The organism is Pseudomonas sp. P97.38, from assembly GCF_001269745.1.
Lineage (GTDB): Bacteria > Pseudomonadota > Gammaproteobacteria > Pseudomonadales > Pseudomonadaceae > Aquipseudomonas > Aquipseudomonas chlororaphis_E.
The window spans coordinates 43,399-58,947 of the sequence record NZ_LHVJ01000013.1 but is presented as its reverse complement, the minus strand read 5'-3'; the positions used below and the strand labels follow the sequence as shown (position 1 = coordinate 58,947).

Sequence of the window (15,549 nt, the reverse complement as noted above, 5' to 3'; positions counted from 1 at the left end):
CCTACATAAGGTAGTCCACATGTCCCTGATCAATGAATACCGTGCCACCGAAGAAGCCATCAAAGAACTGCAAGCCCGTCTGAAAAACCTGTCCCAGGACGACAAGCTGCAGACCGAGCTGGAATTCGAAGGCAAACTGCGCACGTTGATGGGCGAATACTCCAAGTCCCTGCGCGACATCATTGCCCTGCTGGATCCGGATGCCAAGTCGAGCAAGGCTCCACGTGGCGCCGTCAAAACTACCGGCACCAAACGTGCTCGCAAAGTTAAGCAATACAAAAACCCGCACAACGGCGAAGTCATCGAAACCAAAGGTGGCAACCACAAGACGCTGAAAGAGTGGAAAGCCAAGTGGGGCGGTGACGTGGTTGAAGGCTGGGCAACCCTGCTGGGTTAAGCCTCACCGGCTCGCACCGTTCCTTGCGAACAAAAAAACGCCAGCATTGCTGGCGTTTTTTTATGCCTGTCATCTTGCTTACTTCACGGCAAATCAAGGCTTAAACGTTTACGCAATTGCTGGCTATAGCCTTGCCATTGCATGAGTACTTCTCGCTGTAAGGGTGTCGCCAGGGACAGCCACTCTGCCATTGCCGCATCAAAACTTTCCAGGGTATTAGGCGCGCCCCATTGCGGGGAAGACAGCCGTTGTTGGCAGAAAACTCTCCAACGCTGCTGCTCTTCAGCACTCAATGTGTCCGGGAAGTTGCGCGCACGATAACGGAACAATAGTTCCGGTAAACGCTCATCGTCGAACGGCCAGCGCTCTTGTGCCAATTGTGCCGGATCGGCCAGGCGGACTTGTTCACATAAACGCCGGTCACGATCGCCAATGAAGCCTGCGTATAACTGTTGCTCGGGATCGTCGCTGGCGGCGAAATCCTCCCGTGCGTAAATGGCCTGAAGTTTGTCCTGCCAAACTTGCTGCGCGTCCGTCAGTTGTAACGCCCGCTGCTGGTAACCGGCCATGTCCAGTTGCAAGCGCTGCTGGTCCTCGGCCCGCAGCACCGAGAGCGGCGCGACCACCGGACATTTGTTGATGTGGATGAGCTTGAGCGGCACCGGTAGCTCGCCTTCGAGCAGCGCTTCACGGCGGGTGTACAGACGCTGGCGCAGGGTTTCGGCGTCGTGGTCCAGCAACCCCTGGGGATCGAGGTGCAAGTCGCAGACGATCAGCGCATTGCGGTTTTTCGGATGCCAGGCCAGCGGCAGGACTACGCCGATGAAGTTTCGCGCGGCCGAGAAGCGCCCGGAAATGTGCACCATCGGCTGTAACAGGCGTACCTGGTCCATCACCTTCTGTTTGCTGCGCAGTTGGAACAGCCAATCGTAGAGCCGGGGTTGCCGCTGGCGGATCAGGCGGGCCAGGGCGATGGTGGCGCGCACGTCCGACAACGCATCATGGGCCTGGCCATGATCTATGCCATTGGCGGCGGTCAGGCGCTCGAGCTTGAGGGTGACGCGGCCGTCTTCCTCGGGCCAGACGATGCCGTCCGGGCGCAGGGCATAGGCGGCGCGCACCAGGTCGATCAGGTCCCAGCGGCTGTTGCCGCCCTGCCACTCACGGGCATACGGGTCGAAGAAATTGCGATAGAGGCTGTAGCGGGTCATCTCGTCGTCGAAGCGCAGGGTGTTGTAACCGGCGCCGCAGGTACCCGGCGCGGCCAGTTGGGCGTTGACACGGGTCATGAAGTCGGCTTCGCTCAAACCGTTTTCCGCCAGGCAGGCCGGGGTGATCCCGGTGATCGCACAGGCCGCCGGATGAGGCAGGATGTCGTCGCTGGGCCGGCAATACAGGTTCACCGGCGCGTCGATTTCATTGAGTTCGAAATCGGTACGGATCCCCGCCACCTGCAAGGGCCGGTCGCAACGCGGATTGATGCCGGTGGTTTCGTAGTCGTACCAGAAGATGGAAGTCACGGGCTGTTCCTGAACTGTAGACGGGCGAAGTCTAGGCGCTCGACCCTACCGCCGGCCAGCACTGCGCCTGTTTTGGAAACACTTGCGTGGCGAGCGAGCCTACTCGCGAAGGCAGCGCCACCGTCCGCCTCGACATCGCCAGCCTCACCGCGTTCGCGAGCAGGCTCGCGCCCACCGTTTTCTGCTAGCATCGACGCCGACATCGACCGTTCGACCCGGCCCATCACTCAGGTTGCCCATGCTCGAAACACCAGCACTGCAAAGGACCGCGACGCTGCCACCGCCATTAGACACGCGGTATCAGGTCGAGACGCCCGAAGGCATCGACCTGCCATTGCGCCCGGCGGGGTTGATGCCCCGTTCACTGGCGTTTGCCATCGACCTGGCGATACGCGGCCTGGTGCTGGGCCTGCTGTTCATCATCCTGGCGTTCTTCGGTGAGCTGGGGATTGGCTTGGGCTCCATCCTGCTGTTCGTCATCAGTTGGTGGTACATGGTGCTGTTCGAAGTGCTGCACCAGGGCCGCTCCCCCGGCAAACAGATCATGGGCCTGCGCGTGGTGCAGGACGACGGCCGGCCCATCGGCTGGTCGGCGTCGCTGATCCGCAACCTGTTGCGCTTTGTCGACATGCTGCCCTTCGGCTATACCTTCGGCGCGATCAGTTGCCTGCAGCATCCGACCTTCAAACGCCTGGGCGACCTGGCAGCCGGCACGCTGGTGGTGTATCGCGAGCAACCGGTCAAGCGCCCGGCGCTGCCCATGGCAACGCCGATCCGCCCGCCCTTTGCCCTGAGTGTCGATGAGCAACGTACCGTGCTCGGTTTCGCCGAACGCCAGGCCGAACTGTCCAAGGCACGGGTCAGTGAGCTGGCCGCTATCCTGGCCGAGCCCTTGAATGTCCAGCCGCCGCGGGCCGTGGCCGAACTCAACGGCATTGCCCGTGGCCTGCTGGGGCCTACATGAAGCAAAGTCTTTTCGAAAGCCGTCACCAAGAGGAATGGGACCGCCTGTCCCGGCAGCTCGACCAACTGGAACGCAACCGCCGCGTGCCCCAGGACAGCGACTTCCCGCCCGCCTACCGACGGCTTTGCCACCATCTGGCGCTGGCCCAGGCCCGAGGCTACAGCAGCTTGCTGGTGGATACCCTGCAACAACTGGCGCTGCGCGGCCACCAGCAACTCTACCGGGACCGCAGCCGACCGTCGGCGAGCCTTTCGGACTTTATCCTGGCCGGTTTCCCGCGACTGGTCCGCGCGCAATGGCGCTTCGTGCTGGCGGCGAGCGTGATGTTCCTCGGCAGCCTGATAGGCATCGGGCTGCTGGTGTACCTGTTTCCCGACCTGGTCTACAGCATCCTGGGCGCCGAGGAAGTCAGCCAGGTGCGCGGCATGTACGATCCGGCCGCCGGACACCTGGGACGCTCCGTCGAGCGCGCCTCCAGCGAAGATTGGATCATGTTCGGCTACTACATCATGCATAACATCGGCATCGCCTTTCAGACGTTCGCCAGTGGCTTGATGTTTGGCTTGGGCAGCGCGTTCTTCCTGTTTTTCAATGGCCTGACCATCGGCGCAATCGCCGGTCACCTGACCCAGATCGGTTCCGGCGGGACGTTCTGGCCCTTCGTGATCGGCCACGGCGCGTTCGAACTGACCGCCATCGCCCTGGCAGGTGCCGCCGGCCTGCAATTGGGCTGGGCGTTGATCGCCCCGGGCCGCCTCACCCGGGGCGAAGCGCTGCGGCTCGCCGCCGGCAAGAGCGTGCAGATCATTGCCGGGGTCATCCTGTTCCTGCTCATCGCCGCGTTCATCGAGGCCTATTGGTCTTCCAGTGCCGTGACGCCCGCCACCAAGTACACGGTCGGCGCACTGCTGTGGCTGCTGGTGATCAGCTACCTGTCGCTTGCCGGACGAGCCCGCCATGCGCCTGAGTGACGCCACCGTCGTGATCCGCCCCCGCACCACCTGGGAAGCCATGGACCTGGGCGTGCTGATGAGCCAGCAGCATCGACGGCTGCTGATGACCAGTTGGGCCACCATCACCCTGCCGGTGTATGCGTTGCTGACGTTGCTGTTGTGGAAGTCGCCAAACCTGGTGATGTTCCTGTTCTGGTGGCTGAAGCCGGCCTTCGACCGCCTGCCGTTGTACATTCTGTCCAAGGCGCTGTTTGGCGAAACCCCGACACTGCGCCAGGCCTTGCGCCAATGGCCAGTGCTGCTCAAGCCACAGTTGCTGGCAAGCCTGACCTGGCGCCGGCTGAGCCTGAGCCGCAGCTTCCTGATGCCCGTGGTGCAACTGGAGGGCCTGGCCGGTGAGGCCCGGGAGCAGCGCTTGCGGGTGTTGTTGCAACGCAATGGCGGCGCGGCGCAATGGTTGACCGTCATCGGCGTGCATTTGGAGACCGCCCTGTGGTTCGGCCTGATGGTCCTGTTCTATCTGTTCGTGCCGCAACAGGTCGAATTGCAATGGGACTGGCAAAAGCTGATAACCGCGACCGAACAGGACTGGTTGTGGTTCGAGCACCTGGTCAACGTTCTTTATCCCCTGTTGCTGATCGTCTGGGAGCCGATCTATGTCGCCTGCGGCTTCAGCCTCTACCTGAACCGGCGCACGATCCTCGAGGCCTGGGACATCGAGTTGGTGTTCCGACGCCTGCGCCAGCGCCTGCTCGGCGTCGCGCCATTGCTGCTGTTGCTGGCCCTGACGCTCGCGCCCCTGCCCCCTGCCGCCTGGGCCGACGAAGACAGCAACGCTCCCGAGCGCCCGCGCCTGCTCAATCAGCCCCTCACCAGCGAAGCCTCCAGGGACAGCATCAAGGCGATCCTGCAAGCACCGCCGTTCAAGAACCCGGAAACCATCACCCGCTATCGCTTTGGCGAAGAGAAAAGCCAATCGCCCGAGGCCGAGGCCAATCCGGACTGGCTCAAAGGGTTGTTCCAATGGATGGCCGGCCAGCGTTTCGACCTCGCCGCCGGGCTGATCCAGATCCTGCTCTGGGCCTGCCTGGCGAGCGCAATCGTCTGGCTGGTCTGGCGCTATCGGGAACGACTCAACCTGTTGATGGTTCGCCGCCCGGCCAAACAGCCCCACCTGGACCGACCGGCTCCGACGCAGATGTTCGGCCTGGATATCCGCGAAGAAAGCCTGCCGGTGGATGTCGCGGCCAGCGCCGAGCAACTGTGGTCGGCCCATCCCCGGGAAGCGCTGGGCCTGCTCTACCGGGCGCTGCTCAGCCGCTTGCACCATGACTTCAAGGTGCCCTTGAAAGCCGCCGACACCGAAGGCCAGGTGCTGCACCGGGTCGAACAGCTTGAGCATGAACGCCTGCTGGGGTTCAGCAAACGCCTGACCCTGCATTGGCAGAACATCGCCTATGGGCACCGGACGCCACCGCCCGACCTGCAACAGCAACTGTGTGACGACTGGCGTGGGCTGTTCGGCCCGGGAGCCACCCCATGAGCCGGCGCGCCGCTTGGCTGACCCTGGCCCTGGTGGCCGCGCTGCTCGCGGCGCTGGTGAGTTACCTCAGCGCCAAGGCCGTGCCGTACCAGGAAACCGTCGATCACGGCCCGTCCCCTGAAGCCCAGGCCAACCCCTACCTGGCCGCCGAACAGTTCTTGCGCCAGCAAGGCATCAACGTCGCGCACGCCAACAACCTGGATGGGCTGCCGGCCCTGGAACCGCGCCAGAACAGCCTGCTGTTGCTGGGCGAACGCACCAACATGACGCCCCGCCAGGTCGAGCAACTGCTGAACTGGACCCGGGCCGGTGGCCGCCTGTTGTTTGTCGCCGAGGCCCTTTGGGATGACAGCACCGGCAGCAGCGGCGATCTGCTGCTGGACCGCGTGCGCTTGCGCCAGTCCTTGAGCAAGGATCTCAAGCAAGCGCCACCCGAACTCATCAAAGACCGCTATCCCGAGCTGACCAAGCTGTACCTGGAGGACGAAGAGGCCCCGGCGTATGTCGGCTTCGACACCGACTTCCACCTCGAAGACCCGCACAACCTGGCCCAGGCCTGGGCGAACAGCGCACAGTCCACCCACATGATGCAACTGAACCATGGCCTGGGTTCGATCACGGTGATCACCGACGCCGAGTTGTGGAAGAACGATCAGATCGAGCAGTACGACAACGCCTGGTTGCTCTGGTATCTGACTGCCGACACCGATGTCACGCTGCTGTTCAACACGGACCACGACAGCCTGCTGACCTTGCTGCTGCGCTATTTCCCACAAGCGCTGGTGGCACTGCTCGCACTGGTTGCGCTGTGGCTCTGGCGCTCGGCGGTACGCCTGGGCCCGATCCAGCCGCCGGCGTCCAAGGCCCGGCGTCAGCTGGAAGAGCACTTGCAGGCCAGCGCCGGCTTCCACATGCGCCACAATGGCCGGCAGTACTTGCTGCAGGCCTTGCAGCAGGATGTGTTGCGCCGCGCCCGGCATCTTCATCCGGGCTTCGAACAACTGGCGGTTGCCGACCAATGGCAGGTGCTCGCCCGCTTGACCCGCCAGCCCACGCGAGCCATCAGCCAAGCCTTGAGCCCGCGGCCGAAACAGCGCCTGTCCAACGCGGAGTTCTGCCGTCAGGTCGCCCATTTGCAAACCCTCAGGAATGCCCTATGACTGAACAGAACGAACCTGTCGACGGCCAGGCCCACGCCGTCCAACAGCGCCAGCGCGCCAGTCAGTTGGCCCAGGCCATCCGTACCGAACTGCACAAGGCGGTGGTCGGCCAGGCGGCGGTGATCGACGATGTGCTCACGGCGTTGATCGCCGGCGGTCATGTCCTGCTCGAAGGTGTTCCGGGCCTTGGCAAGACCTTGCTGGTGCGTGCGCTGGCCCGCTGTTTCGGTGGCGAGTTCGCGCGCATCCAGTTCACCCCCGACCTGATGCCCAGCGATGTCACCGGTCATGCGGTGTACGACTTGCAGACCGAGCAATTCAAGCTGCGCAAGGGGCCGGTGTTCACCAACCTCCTGCTGGCCGACGAGATCAACCGCGCGCCGGCCAAGACCCAGGCCGCGCTGCTCGAAGCCATGCAGGAACGCCAGGTCACCCTCGAAGGCCGCGCCCTGCCCATCGCCCAACCGTTCATGGTGCTCGCCACCCAGAACCCCATCGAACAGGAAGGCACCTACCCGCTGCCGGAAGCCGAGCTCGACCGCTTCATGCTCAAGGTGCGGATGGACTACCCCGACGCGGAGCGGGAGTTGGACATGGTTCGCCAGGTCAGCCGCTCGACCCGTGCCGACATGCTCGACGTGCAGCCGCTGCGCACGGTGTTGCAGGCCAAGGACGTGCAGGTGCTGCAACGCATCGCCAGCGACCTGCCGATGGACGATCAGGTGCTCGACTACGCCGTGCGCCTGGCCCGCACCACCCGCAGCTGGCCGGGCCTGACCCTTGGTGCCGGACCTCGCGCCTCGATCGCGCTGGTGCGCTGTGCCCGGGCCCGAGCATTGTTGCGTGGGGGCGAATTCGTGGTGCCGGACGACATCAAGGGCTGCGCCCTGGCCGTGTTGCGTCATCGGGTCCGGCTGGCACCGGAGCTGGACATCGAAGGGCTCTCGGTGGACCAGGTGCTCGGGCAACTGCTGGACCAAGTGCCGGCGCCGCGGTTGTGAAAGACCTGTTGCAGATGACAATACCCGTGGCGAGGGAGCTTGCTCCCGCTGGGCTGCGCAGCAGCCCCCTGGTCCTGGCTGGCACACCCGAGGGGGACGCTGCGCGTCCAGCGGGAGCAAGCTCCCTCGCCACGGGTATTGTCGTCGCGCACTCGCTCTCCCAGGAAATGCAGTCATGAAACCCTCCCGCCTGCTGCTGACCTGGCTCGCCGTCCTGCTGGCCGTGAGCATCCTGCTGGGTGCATTGCGGGCATTGGGCGTGGCGCTGCCGACGACGTTGCTGTCGATCGACTGGGGGTTGATGCTGGCCCTGCTGGCCCTGGCGCTGATCGACGCCGTGCGCCTCAAGCGCTTGCCCTCGCCGCGGGTGCAGCGGCAGATGCCGGGCAGCCTGGCGCTGGGGCGCTGGGGTGAAGTCCGGTTGGACATTGCCCATGATTTTGCCCAACCCTTGCAGATTCAGCTTTTCGACCACGTACCGAGCGGCCTGGATTTCGACAACCTGCCGCTGTCGGTCGAGCTTCAACCCGGCCAACGCAGCCAGGTCGGCTACCGCCTGCGCCCGCTCAAGCGTGGACATTTCAGCTTCGAACACTGCGAAGTCAGCCTGCCGAGCCCACTGGGGCTGTGGTCTGACCGGCGCCTGCTGGACGCCCTCGACGCCACCCGCGTCTACCCCGATTTCGCCCGACTCTACGACGGCCAGTTGCTGGCGGTGGACAACTGGCTCAGCCAGCTCGGCATACGCCAGCGCCAGCGGCGGGGCCAGGGCCAGGAGTTCCATCAACTGCGGGAATTTCGCGAAGGCGACAGCCTGCGGCAGATCGACTGGAAAGCCACGGCCCGCCATCGCACGCCGATTGCCCGGGAGTATGAAGACGAACGCGACCAGCAGATCATCTTCATGCTCGATTGCGGCCGCCGCATGCGCAGCCAGGACGGCGAGCTGTCGCATTTCGATCACGCGCTCAACGCCTGCCTGCTGCTCAGCTACACCGCGCTGCGCCAGGGCGACGCCGTGGGCCTGAGCACCTTCGCCAGCGACCAGGCCCGCTACCTCGCCCCGGTCAAGGGCAGCGGCCAGCTCAATGTCCTGCTCAACGCCGTGTACGACCTCGACAGCAGCCAGCGTCCCGCCGACTACCAGGCAGCCGTCACTCAACTGCTGGCCCGGCAAAAGCGTCGGGCGCTGGTGGTGCTGGTGACCAACCTGCGCGATGAAGACGACGACGAACTGCTGGCCGCGGTGAAACGGCTGGGCCAACAGCATCGGGTCCTGGTGGCGAGCCTGCGCGAAGAGGCCCTCGACCGATTGCGCCAGGCGCCGGTGCAGACCCTGCCCGAAGCCCTGGCCTATTGCGGCACGGTGGATTATTTGAATGCGCGGGCCCAATTGCACCAGCAGTTGAGCGCCCACGCCATTCCCACGCTGGACGCCCGCCCCAGTGAGCTGGGCGCGCAACTGGTGACCCAGTACCTGGCCTGGAAGAAGGCCGGAACCGCTTAGACCGGATCAGTAAGAAAGGTCCGGGCGACTACTGCGCCGTGCGCAACGGACTACAGACCCGCCAGAATCCGCCGACTTGTGCGCCTTGGCCTTGCCCCGTAACTTGATTCGCGTCGCTGATTTCCAGCGATCGGGTTTAGTCGCCCGGTGGTAAAGGTGATGCGCACAGGCTTCATCCAGTCGGGTCCCCCTATCCCCGCACTTGATGGTGGCTGTTCGCAGGGTGCCCTCGGGCGCGCCGGGCTTTCGCTTTTCCACCGGTCGACTAACCTGCGTCCAGCCGCCACCCCTCGTTTAGTCGCGAGTGTGTGGCAGCCCACCAAGCGAAGGTCCAGCGCTGACTTGCAGAACTGGAGAACGATGAAGGACCTGTGGGAGCGGGCTTGCTCGCGAAGGCGGCGTGCCAGGCAATACATGTGCAGTTGCCCCACCGCCTTCGCGAGCAAGCCCGCTCCCACAAGGGGTCGCCTGTGACCGCTAAATCCATGACCATTCCATCGTTGGCTCAGGTATGGATCAGGCCGACGCTGGCAACGTGTGGAAACTGAAATAATGGCGCAACGCATTGACCAGTTGGCTGTACTCCGGCGGCGCCCAATGCAGGCTGAAGCCGGCGTCGAAGTGTTGCGGCGTCACGTCTTCGTGGCACCACAGGCAGGTGGCTTTCAACTTGATGTTCAGCGACGGCCCCTCATCGGCCGGCAGCTTGAGGAGCAAGTCAAAGTCTGCCCCCACCATCAACGGCAGATGGCTGATCAACATCAGGCCATCCTGGGAGACATTACCCAGGAATCCGAGGGGCTTGTCATTGACGCCGTTAAACACTTTCAGGAAGTACGGCAGCTGTTGCCGTTCGATACGCCTCTTTTTGTACATGTCTTGTATCGCTTTTTGGACGACCCCGCGCAGGGGCTACCGATACTTCGGAACGAGCCAAAGGACCTGCTCGCTCTCCCCGATCCCGGTGCCAGACGCTCGCCAGCGCCTAAGCCTAATTATTGCCGGTCACAGGTGCCCCTTGTTTTAGAGGGTTAGCTCTAATGCGACTTGTACAACTATAGCCGAAGGTTTCGACGCGGCCAGTACACAAGCCATGTTTAATGTAGGACAGCACGACAACGCGCAAGTGGCCGGGAATTTCACCGGCCATGCGCCAGGGGGCAGGAATCAGGACGCTGGACGGATCGCCGCGGCACTGCGCGTCGGGTAATGCCCCAGGCTCTGCAAGGTTTCAAGACGGGCGCGGGCGCGGAATGCATATTCGCTGTAAGGGTACTGCGCAATGATGAACTGATACGTTTGCGCCGCATCGATGAACAGCTTCTGGCGCTCCAGGCATTGGCCGCGCAGCATCGAGACTTCCGGCTGCATGTAGCGGCGGGCACGGCTGGCGCGATCGACCTGGGACAGCTCGAGCATCACCTGCTCGCAATTGCCACGGTCATAGGCCTTGTAGGCCAGGTTCATATGATGGTTCATCGACCAACGGGTGCAGCCCGTGATACTCAGGGCCAGGGCAATAAAAAGCACGAATCGCATGGGGAGGTTCTCCTGTCTTGAGCTCTGTATCGACCTGGGCAAGAAAATCTTCAGCCTCAAAACGTCTACCTTAGGTAAATGCAAATCCCGTGGCGAGGGAGCTTGCTCCCGCTGGGCTGCGCAGCAGCCCCCTAAAAAACCGGGCCGCTTCGCGCCCCAGCGGGAGCAAGCTCCCTCACCACAACAGCAATGTTCGGCTTTCGTGCTTAACAGGCGCAAAAATTTTCAGGAATGTTCATTTCGAAAAAGAAACGAATAAGTAGTGCATATGAACAATGACTACACCCAAAGAGCATAGTAGCCTTCGCTGGCGCTTGAACTTGAGGAGTCTTGCATGTCCGTCCGTCGCACCAAAATCGTCGCTACCCTTGGCCCGGCCAGTCACTCGCCGGAAGTTCTCGAACAGCTGATTCTGGCTGGCCTGGACGTCGCCCGCCTGAACTTTTCCCACGGCACCCCCGACGAGCACAAGGCTCGTGCCAAGCTGGTGCGCGACCTCGCCGCCAAGCACGGCCGCTTCGTTGCCCTGCTGGGTGACCTGCAAGGCCCCAAGATCCGTATCGCCAAATTCGCCAACAAGCGCATCGAGCTGAAGATCGGTGACACCTTCACCTTCTCCACCAGCCATCCGCTGACCGAAGGCAACCAGCAGGTGGTGGGTATCGACTACCCGGACCTGGTCAAGGACTGCGGCGTGGGCGACGAGCTGCTGCTCGACGACGGTCGCGTGGTGATGCGCGTCGATACCGCCACGGCCACCGAACTGGTCTGCACCGTGATCATCGGCGGCCCGCTGTCGGACCACAAGGGCATCAACCGTCGCGGCGGTGGCCTGACGGCGCCGGCCCTGACCGAAAAAGACAAGGCCGACATCAAGCTGGCCGCGGAAATGGAAGTCGACTACCTCGCCGTGTCCTTCCCCCGTGACGCTGCCGACATGGAATACGCCCGTCAACTGCGCGACGAAGCCGGCGGCACCGCCTGGCTGGTGGCGAAGATCGAACGCGCCGAAGCCGTGGCCGACGATGACACCCTCGACGGCCTGATCAAGGCATCCGACGCCGTGATGGTGGCCCGTGGCGACCTCGGCGTGGAAATCGGTGACGCCGAGCTGGTGGGCATCCAGAAGAAAATCATCCTGCACGCACGCCGCCACAACAAAGCGGTGATCGTGGCGACCCAGATGATGGAGTCGATGATCCAGAACCCGATGCCGACCCGCGCCGAAGTGTCCGACGTAGCCAACGCCGTGCTCGACTACACGGACGCCGTGATGCTCTCGGCCGAAAGCGCCGCCGGCCTCTACCCGCTCGAAGCGGTACAGGCCATGGCCCGTATCTGCCTGGGCGCCGAGAAGCACCCGACCAGCAAGACCTCCAGCCACCGCATCGGCAAGACCTTCGAGCGGTGTGACGAGAGCATCGCCCTGGCGACGATGTACACCGCCAACCACTTCCCGGGCGTGAAGGCGATCATCGCCCTGACCGAAAGTGGCTACACGCCGCTGATCATGTCGCGCATCCGTTCCTCGGTGCCGATCTACGCGTTCTCCCCCCATCGCGAAACCCAGGCCCGTGCCGCCATGTTCCGTGGTGTCTACACCGTGCCCTTCGACCCGGCCGCCCTGCAACCGGGCGAAGTCAGCCAGGCGGCGGTGGATGAACTGGTCAAGCGCGGCGTGGTGCAGACCGGCGATTGGGTGATCCTGACCAAGGGCGACAGCTACCACACCATCGGCGGCACCAACGGGATGAAAATCCTCCATGTTGGCGACCCGATGGTCTGAGTGACCGGCTGAAAAACAAAAGCCCTGCCATGTGAATGGCGGGGCTTTTTGGTTTTCGGCCTTGGAAATATGTCGCTCCCACTGGCGTTTTCGCGAGCAAGCTCGCTCCCACAAAGGTTGTGCATACGCAGGCTTTTGTGGGAGCGAGCTTGCTCGCGAAGGCGTCGACCCAGGCGCCGGAGAGCTCAACGCCGCTCGATAAACCCCGACAACGCCGCCATCGCTTCCGGCGAGCGCAGTCGCTGGATGAACAAGGCACCCTCCTCCTCGATCGCCCGGCGCAACGATTCGCGACCCGGTGCCTTCATCAACTGCTTGCTGATGCGCACGGCTTCAGGCGGCAGCGATTCGAACCGCAGCCCCACCTCACGCGCCTTGGCCAGGGCCGCGTCCCCCGTGTCCAACGCCTCGGTGGCCAGGCCCCAGGCGACCGCCTGTTCACCACTGAAGCCCTCGCCCAGCAACAACAATTGCGCCGCCCTGGCCTGGCCCAGCAGTCGCGGCAGGATCAGGCTGGAGCCGAACTCCGGACACAGCCCCAGGTTGACGAACGGCATCCGCAGCCGCGCATCCCGGCTGACGTAGACCAGGTCGCAATGCAGCAACAGCGTGGTGCCGATGCCGACCGCCGGCCCAGCGACGGCGGCAATCACCGGCTTGCGGCACTCCAGCAGGGCGAGCATGAACTGGAACACCGGGTTATCGAGATCGTCCGGCGGCTGTTCGAGGAAGTCGACGATGTCGTTACCGGCGGTGAAGCAGTCGCTGGAACCGGTCAGCAGGACCGCGCGAATCTTCGGGTCGGCGTCGGCCGTCGCCAGGGCCTGGGCCAATTGACTGTACATGGCCCGGGTCAGGGCGTTTTTCTTGTCCGCACGGTTCAGCCGCATCGTCAGCAAGCCGCGCTCGCGGTCAAGTAACAGGGTTTCGCTCATGGTCGGTCTCGCGTCTGGAAATCAGCGCTCAACCACGGGGCAGGAAGACGTCGGCCAGCAGTTGATTGCGCGGCAGGCCGGCCAGGTACAGGCGCTTGGCAAAGGCCTCGACCCGGTCGGGATGGCCGCAGAGTAAGGCTTGGGTTTGCCGGGAAACAAGCCGCAGTTGCGCCAACACGGACGGCGCCTCGGTCGCGGTCAAGAGCTCCACGTCCAGGTTTGCATGCTTGGACGCCAGTGCGGCCAAGGGTTTGGCCAAATAGTGCCCGGTCTCATCATGGGCCACGTGAATAAGGCGGATGGCGCCCAGGTGATGCTGGCGCAAGGCTTCGCGCAGCAGGCCGAACAGCGGCGCCAGCCCGGTGCCGGCGGCGAGCAGCCAGAGCGGCTTGTCGGTCCAGTCGGGGTCATAGTGCAGGGCGCCGCCACGCAGTTCGCCGAGGCGGATCGGGTCGCCGACCTTCAACTGTCGAGCCGCATCGACGAACTGGCCGGGCTCGCGACAATCGAGGTGAAACTCCAGGAAACGGTCTTCCTCCGGCAGGCTCGCCAGGGAATACGGCCGTGCCACCTCGCCGGCCCACAGCACCAGGTGCTGGCCGGCACGGTAGCGCAATGGTCGCTCGGGGGTGATCCGCAGGCGCAACACATCGGCGCCCAGCCAATCCACCGCCGCCACCTGAGCCGCGCGACCGTCGCGTTGCGGGTCGAAGGTGTGGACCTGCACATCCTCGACCACCTGGCACTGGCAGGCCAGCCGCCAGCCCTGATCACGCTGGGTCGGGCTCAGGGCATCGGGCCGGCTGTCACGCACATCGCCGCTCAGGCATTGCACCAGGCACGCATGACAACTGCCCGCCCGGCAACTGTAGGGCACCGCCACACCGGACGCATTCAATGCGTCCAACAGGTTACTGCCCGTCGCCACCGTCCATTGCCGGCCAGCGACTGTCAGTTCAGGCATCGACGCTCTCCCAAGCGGCAGCGCAACGATTGCGGCCGTCTCGCTTGGCACGGTACAGGGCCTGGTCGGCGCGTTGCAACGCGTTGTCCAGGTCATCGCCCATTTCCAGCATCGTCATGCCCGCCGACAAGCTCAGCGCCCCGACCTGCAGCCCGACCAACTCGACCTCAGTGAACGCCAGGCGCAATCGCTCGCAGCAGGCCGTCAGACGCGACGGGTCGCAGGCAGGCAGGAGCATGACGAACTCCTCGCCGCCATAACGGGCCAGCACATCGCCTTCGCGCAGGCAGGCCGTGGCGACACTGGCGAACGCCTGGAGCACCTGGTCGCCGGCGGCGTGGCCGTGCAGGTCATTGATGCGCTTGAAATGGTCGAGGTCGATCAACGCCAGGCCATGGGCAACGCCGGGCCGCAGGGTGTTGAGCTCGCGGGACGCCAGGCGCAGGAAATGCCGGCGGTTGAACAACCCGGTCAGCTCATCGGTGGCCACCAGGTCTTCGAGCTGGCGCATCATGCCGCGCAACGTGTCCTGGTGCGCCTGCAAGGCAAACCGTCGCTGGCGCATGCGCTGGCGCGAGGTCTGGACGTAGCGCGCGTAGAACACCAGCCACACCAGCACCATGAACAGCACGCACACCTGCAACCCGGCCAGCGTGGGGTCGGGGAGCCGGAAGAAATAGCCATCCCAGAGGGTAATGCCGGTAAAGCTGAAGAACACCAGCATCGCGCAGCGCACGAAGACCCGGCGTGTCAGGTGGAACAGGCCGAACAGCAGGATGAGCACGTAGAACACCAGGAACACGCCTCGGGCCTGGTCCAGGTGCGCCATCATCCAGGTCTGCCAGCCGAGGCCGATCAACACTTGTATTTCGGTCAGGCTGGGGTCCGCGAAGCGCAGGTTGCGACCGGTGATGAACAACGCGAACAACCCTGCCTGGCACACCACCACGAGCAAGCTGCCGATGACGACACCGCGCAACGAATCGAGGTAGTGACCACTGAAAAATGCCAGCCACAACAACACCAGTGCCAGCGCGTAAGTCGCAGCCGCCAGAGCGAAGCGTTTCAGCAAAAGACGTTGGATGGCGTTATGGGTCAATCGTTGACTCACCATGGGAAAGAGAAACTGACAGGAGGCGTCCTACGCTACAGGCCAGACGCCACTTTAGTGGCGTGCAGGCCAAATGACCATTCAATTCTGGAGCAGAAAAATGGCGTCAAAGCAATGGCCTAGATTGACGCATTTGTTTGCTGCCCCCTCGCCACAGGTTTTCTCCCAC

The 15,549-nt window shown here is 63.7% G+C and carries 14 protein-coding genes; 8 read left to right on the top strand and 6 right to left on the bottom strand.

What is annotated here, in order from left to right:
* Positions 1 to 19: 19 nt before the first annotated feature.
* Positions 20 to 397, top strand: coding sequence for a histone-like nucleoid-structuring protein MvaT (gene mvaT, locus AD664_RS08120; protein ID WP_042732166.1), 378 nt, complete (start codon positions 20 to 22; stop codon positions 395 to 397).
* Positions 398 to 480: 83 nt separating this feature from the next.
* Here mvaT and sbcB read toward each other — a convergent pair whose 3' ends face one another.
* A complete protein-coding gene (sbcB, locus tag AD664_RS08115) occupies positions 481 to 1,917 on the bottom strand; it encodes an exodeoxyribonuclease I (protein ID WP_053145791.1) in 1,437 nt (478 codons plus the stop codon).
* Between the two features lie 238 nt (positions 1,918 to 2,155).
* Between sbcB and AD664_RS08105 the strand changes: the two genes are divergently transcribed.
* From AD664_RS08105 to AD664_RS08080, 6 genes are all read left to right on the top strand, one after another.
* Positions 2,156 to 2,881, top strand: a complete 726-nt coding sequence (locus tag AD664_RS08105) for an RDD family protein (protein ID WP_053145787.1) — start codon at positions 2,156 to 2,158, stop codon at positions 2,879 to 2,881.
* Positions 2,878 to 3,852 carry a stage II sporulation protein M gene (locus AD664_RS08100; RefSeq protein ID WP_053145785.1) on the top strand — a complete coding sequence of 325 codons (975 nt, stop codon included), beginning with the start codon at positions 2,878 to 2,880 and terminating at the stop codon, positions 3,850 to 3,852. Before AD664_RS08105 ends, AD664_RS08100 begins: the two co-directional genes overlap by 4 nt.
* A complete protein-coding gene (locus tag AD664_RS08095) occupies positions 3,839 to 5,377 on the top strand; it encodes a DUF4129 domain-containing protein (RefSeq protein WP_053145783.1) in 1,539 nt (512 codons plus the stop codon). The genes AD664_RS08100 and AD664_RS08095 overlap by 14 nt, the downstream gene beginning before the upstream one ends.
* Positions 5,374 to 6,537 carry a DUF4350 domain-containing protein gene (locus tag AD664_RS08090; RefSeq protein ID WP_042732446.1) on the top strand — a complete coding sequence of 388 codons (1,164 nt, stop codon included), beginning with the start codon at positions 5,374 to 5,376 and terminating at the stop codon, positions 6,535 to 6,537. The genes AD664_RS08095 and AD664_RS08090 overlap by 4 nt, the downstream gene beginning before the upstream one ends.
* On the top strand, positions 6,534 to 7,538 hold the full coding sequence (locus AD664_RS08085; protein WP_042732447.1) for a MoxR family ATPase: 1,005 nt from the start codon (positions 6,534 to 6,536) through the stop codon (positions 7,536 to 7,538). The genes AD664_RS08090 and AD664_RS08085 overlap by 4 nt, the downstream gene beginning before the upstream one ends.
* A gap of 175 nt (positions 7,539 to 7,713) precedes the next feature.
* Complete coding sequence (locus tag AD664_RS08080; protein ID WP_053145781.1) at positions 7,714 to 9,045, top strand: DUF58 domain-containing protein; 1,332 nt, start codon at positions 7,714 to 7,716, stop codon at positions 9,043 to 9,045.
* A gap of 516 nt (positions 9,046 to 9,561) precedes the next feature.
* Here the strand turns inward: AD664_RS08080 and AD664_RS08075 are convergent.
* Together AD664_RS08075 and AD664_RS08070 are read right to left on the bottom strand one after the other, a co-directional pair.
* Positions 9,562 to 9,921: a PilZ domain-containing protein gene (locus tag AD664_RS08075; protein ID WP_053145779.1), complete on the bottom strand. Its 360-nt coding sequence runs from the start codon at positions 9,919 to 9,921 to the stop codon at positions 9,562 to 9,564.
* Between the two features lie 291 nt (positions 9,922 to 10,212).
* Complete coding sequence (locus tag AD664_RS08070) at positions 10,213 to 10,584, bottom strand: tol-pal system YbgF family protein (protein ID WP_042728631.1); 372 nt, start codon at positions 10,582 to 10,584, stop codon at positions 10,213 to 10,215.
* 334 nt (positions 10,585 to 10,918) lie between these two features.
* Here AD664_RS08070 and pyk point away from each other — a divergent pair, with 334 nt between their 5' ends.
* Positions 10,919 to 12,370 carry a pyruvate kinase gene (gene pyk, locus AD664_RS08065; protein WP_042728630.1) on the top strand — a complete coding sequence of 484 codons (1,452 nt, stop codon included), beginning with the start codon at positions 10,919 to 10,921 and terminating at the stop codon, positions 12,368 to 12,370.
* A gap of 185 nt (positions 12,371 to 12,555) precedes the next feature.
* Here the strand turns inward: pyk and AD664_RS08060 are convergent, their stop codons facing one another.
* Genes AD664_RS08060 through AD664_RS08050 form a run of 3 tightly spaced genes read right to left on the bottom strand, consistent with a single transcriptional unit; the run spans position 12,556 to position 15,368 of the window.
* Positions 12,556 to 13,305, bottom strand: a complete 750-nt coding sequence (locus AD664_RS08060; RefSeq protein WP_047736672.1) for an enoyl-CoA hydratase — start codon at positions 13,303 to 13,305, stop codon at positions 12,556 to 12,558.
* A gap of 28 nt (positions 13,306 to 13,333) precedes the next feature.
* On the bottom strand, positions 13,334 to 14,269 hold the full coding sequence (locus AD664_RS08055) for an iron-sulfur-binding ferredoxin reductase (protein WP_053145777.1): 936 nt from the start codon (positions 14,267 to 14,269) through the stop codon (positions 13,334 to 13,336).
* The gene (locus AD664_RS08050) at positions 14,262 to 15,368 is read right to left on the bottom strand and encodes a diguanylate cyclase (protein ID WP_042728634.1); all 1,107 of its coding nucleotides are present in this window, start codon (positions 15,366 to 15,368) and stop codon (positions 14,262 to 14,264) included. Before AD664_RS08050 ends, AD664_RS08055 begins: the two co-directional genes overlap by 8 nt.
* Between the last annotated feature and the right edge of the window lie 181 nt (positions 15,369 to 15,549).

What these genes read in the sequence shown, in the direction of transcription:
- AD664_RS08075 (WP_053145779.1), bottom strand. Translation starts at nt 9,921, where the DNA reads ATGTACAAAAAGAGGCGTATCGAACGGCAACAGCTGCCGTACTTCCTG.
- AD664_RS08100 (WP_053145785.1), top strand. Translation starts at nt 2,878, where the DNA reads ATGAAGCAAAGTCTTTTCGAAAGCCGTCACCAAGAGGAATGGGACCGC.
- AD664_RS08085 (WP_042732447.1), top strand. Translation starts at nt 6,534, where the DNA reads ATGACTGAACAGAACGAACCTGTCGACGGCCAGGCCCACGCCGTCCAA.
- AD664_RS08105 (WP_053145787.1), top strand. Translation starts at nt 2,156, where the DNA reads ATGCTCGAAACACCAGCACTGCAAAGGACCGCGACGCTGCCACCGCCA.
- AD664_RS08060 (WP_047736672.1), bottom strand. Translation starts at nt 13,305, where the DNA reads ATGAGCGAAACCCTGTTACTTGACCGCGAGCGCGGCTTGCTGACGATG.
- AD664_RS08080 (WP_053145781.1), top strand. Translation starts at nt 7,714, where the DNA reads ATGAAACCCTCCCGCCTGCTGCTGACCTGGCTCGCCGTCCTGCTGGCC.
- mvaT (WP_042732166.1), top strand. Translation starts at nt 20, where the DNA reads ATGTCCCTGATCAATGAATACCGTGCCACCGAAGAAGCCATCAAAGAA.
- AD664_RS08095 (WP_053145783.1), top strand. Translation starts at nt 3,839, where the DNA reads ATGCGCCTGAGTGACGCCACCGTCGTGATCCGCCCCCGCACCACCTGG.
- AD664_RS08090 (WP_042732446.1), top strand. Translation starts at nt 5,374, where the DNA reads ATGAGCCGGCGCGCCGCTTGGCTGACCCTGGCCCTGGTGGCCGCGCTG.
- AD664_RS08070 (WP_042728631.1), bottom strand. Translation starts at nt 10,584, where the DNA reads ATGCGATTCGTGCTTTTTATTGCCCTGGCCCTGAGTATCACGGGCTGC.
- pyk (WP_042728630.1), top strand. Translation starts at nt 10,919, where the DNA reads ATGTCCGTCCGTCGCACCAAAATCGTCGCTACCCTTGGCCCGGCCAGT.
- AD664_RS08055 (WP_053145777.1), bottom strand. Translation starts at nt 14,269, where the DNA reads ATGCCTGAACTGACAGTCGCTGGCCGGCAATGGACGGTGGCGACGGGC.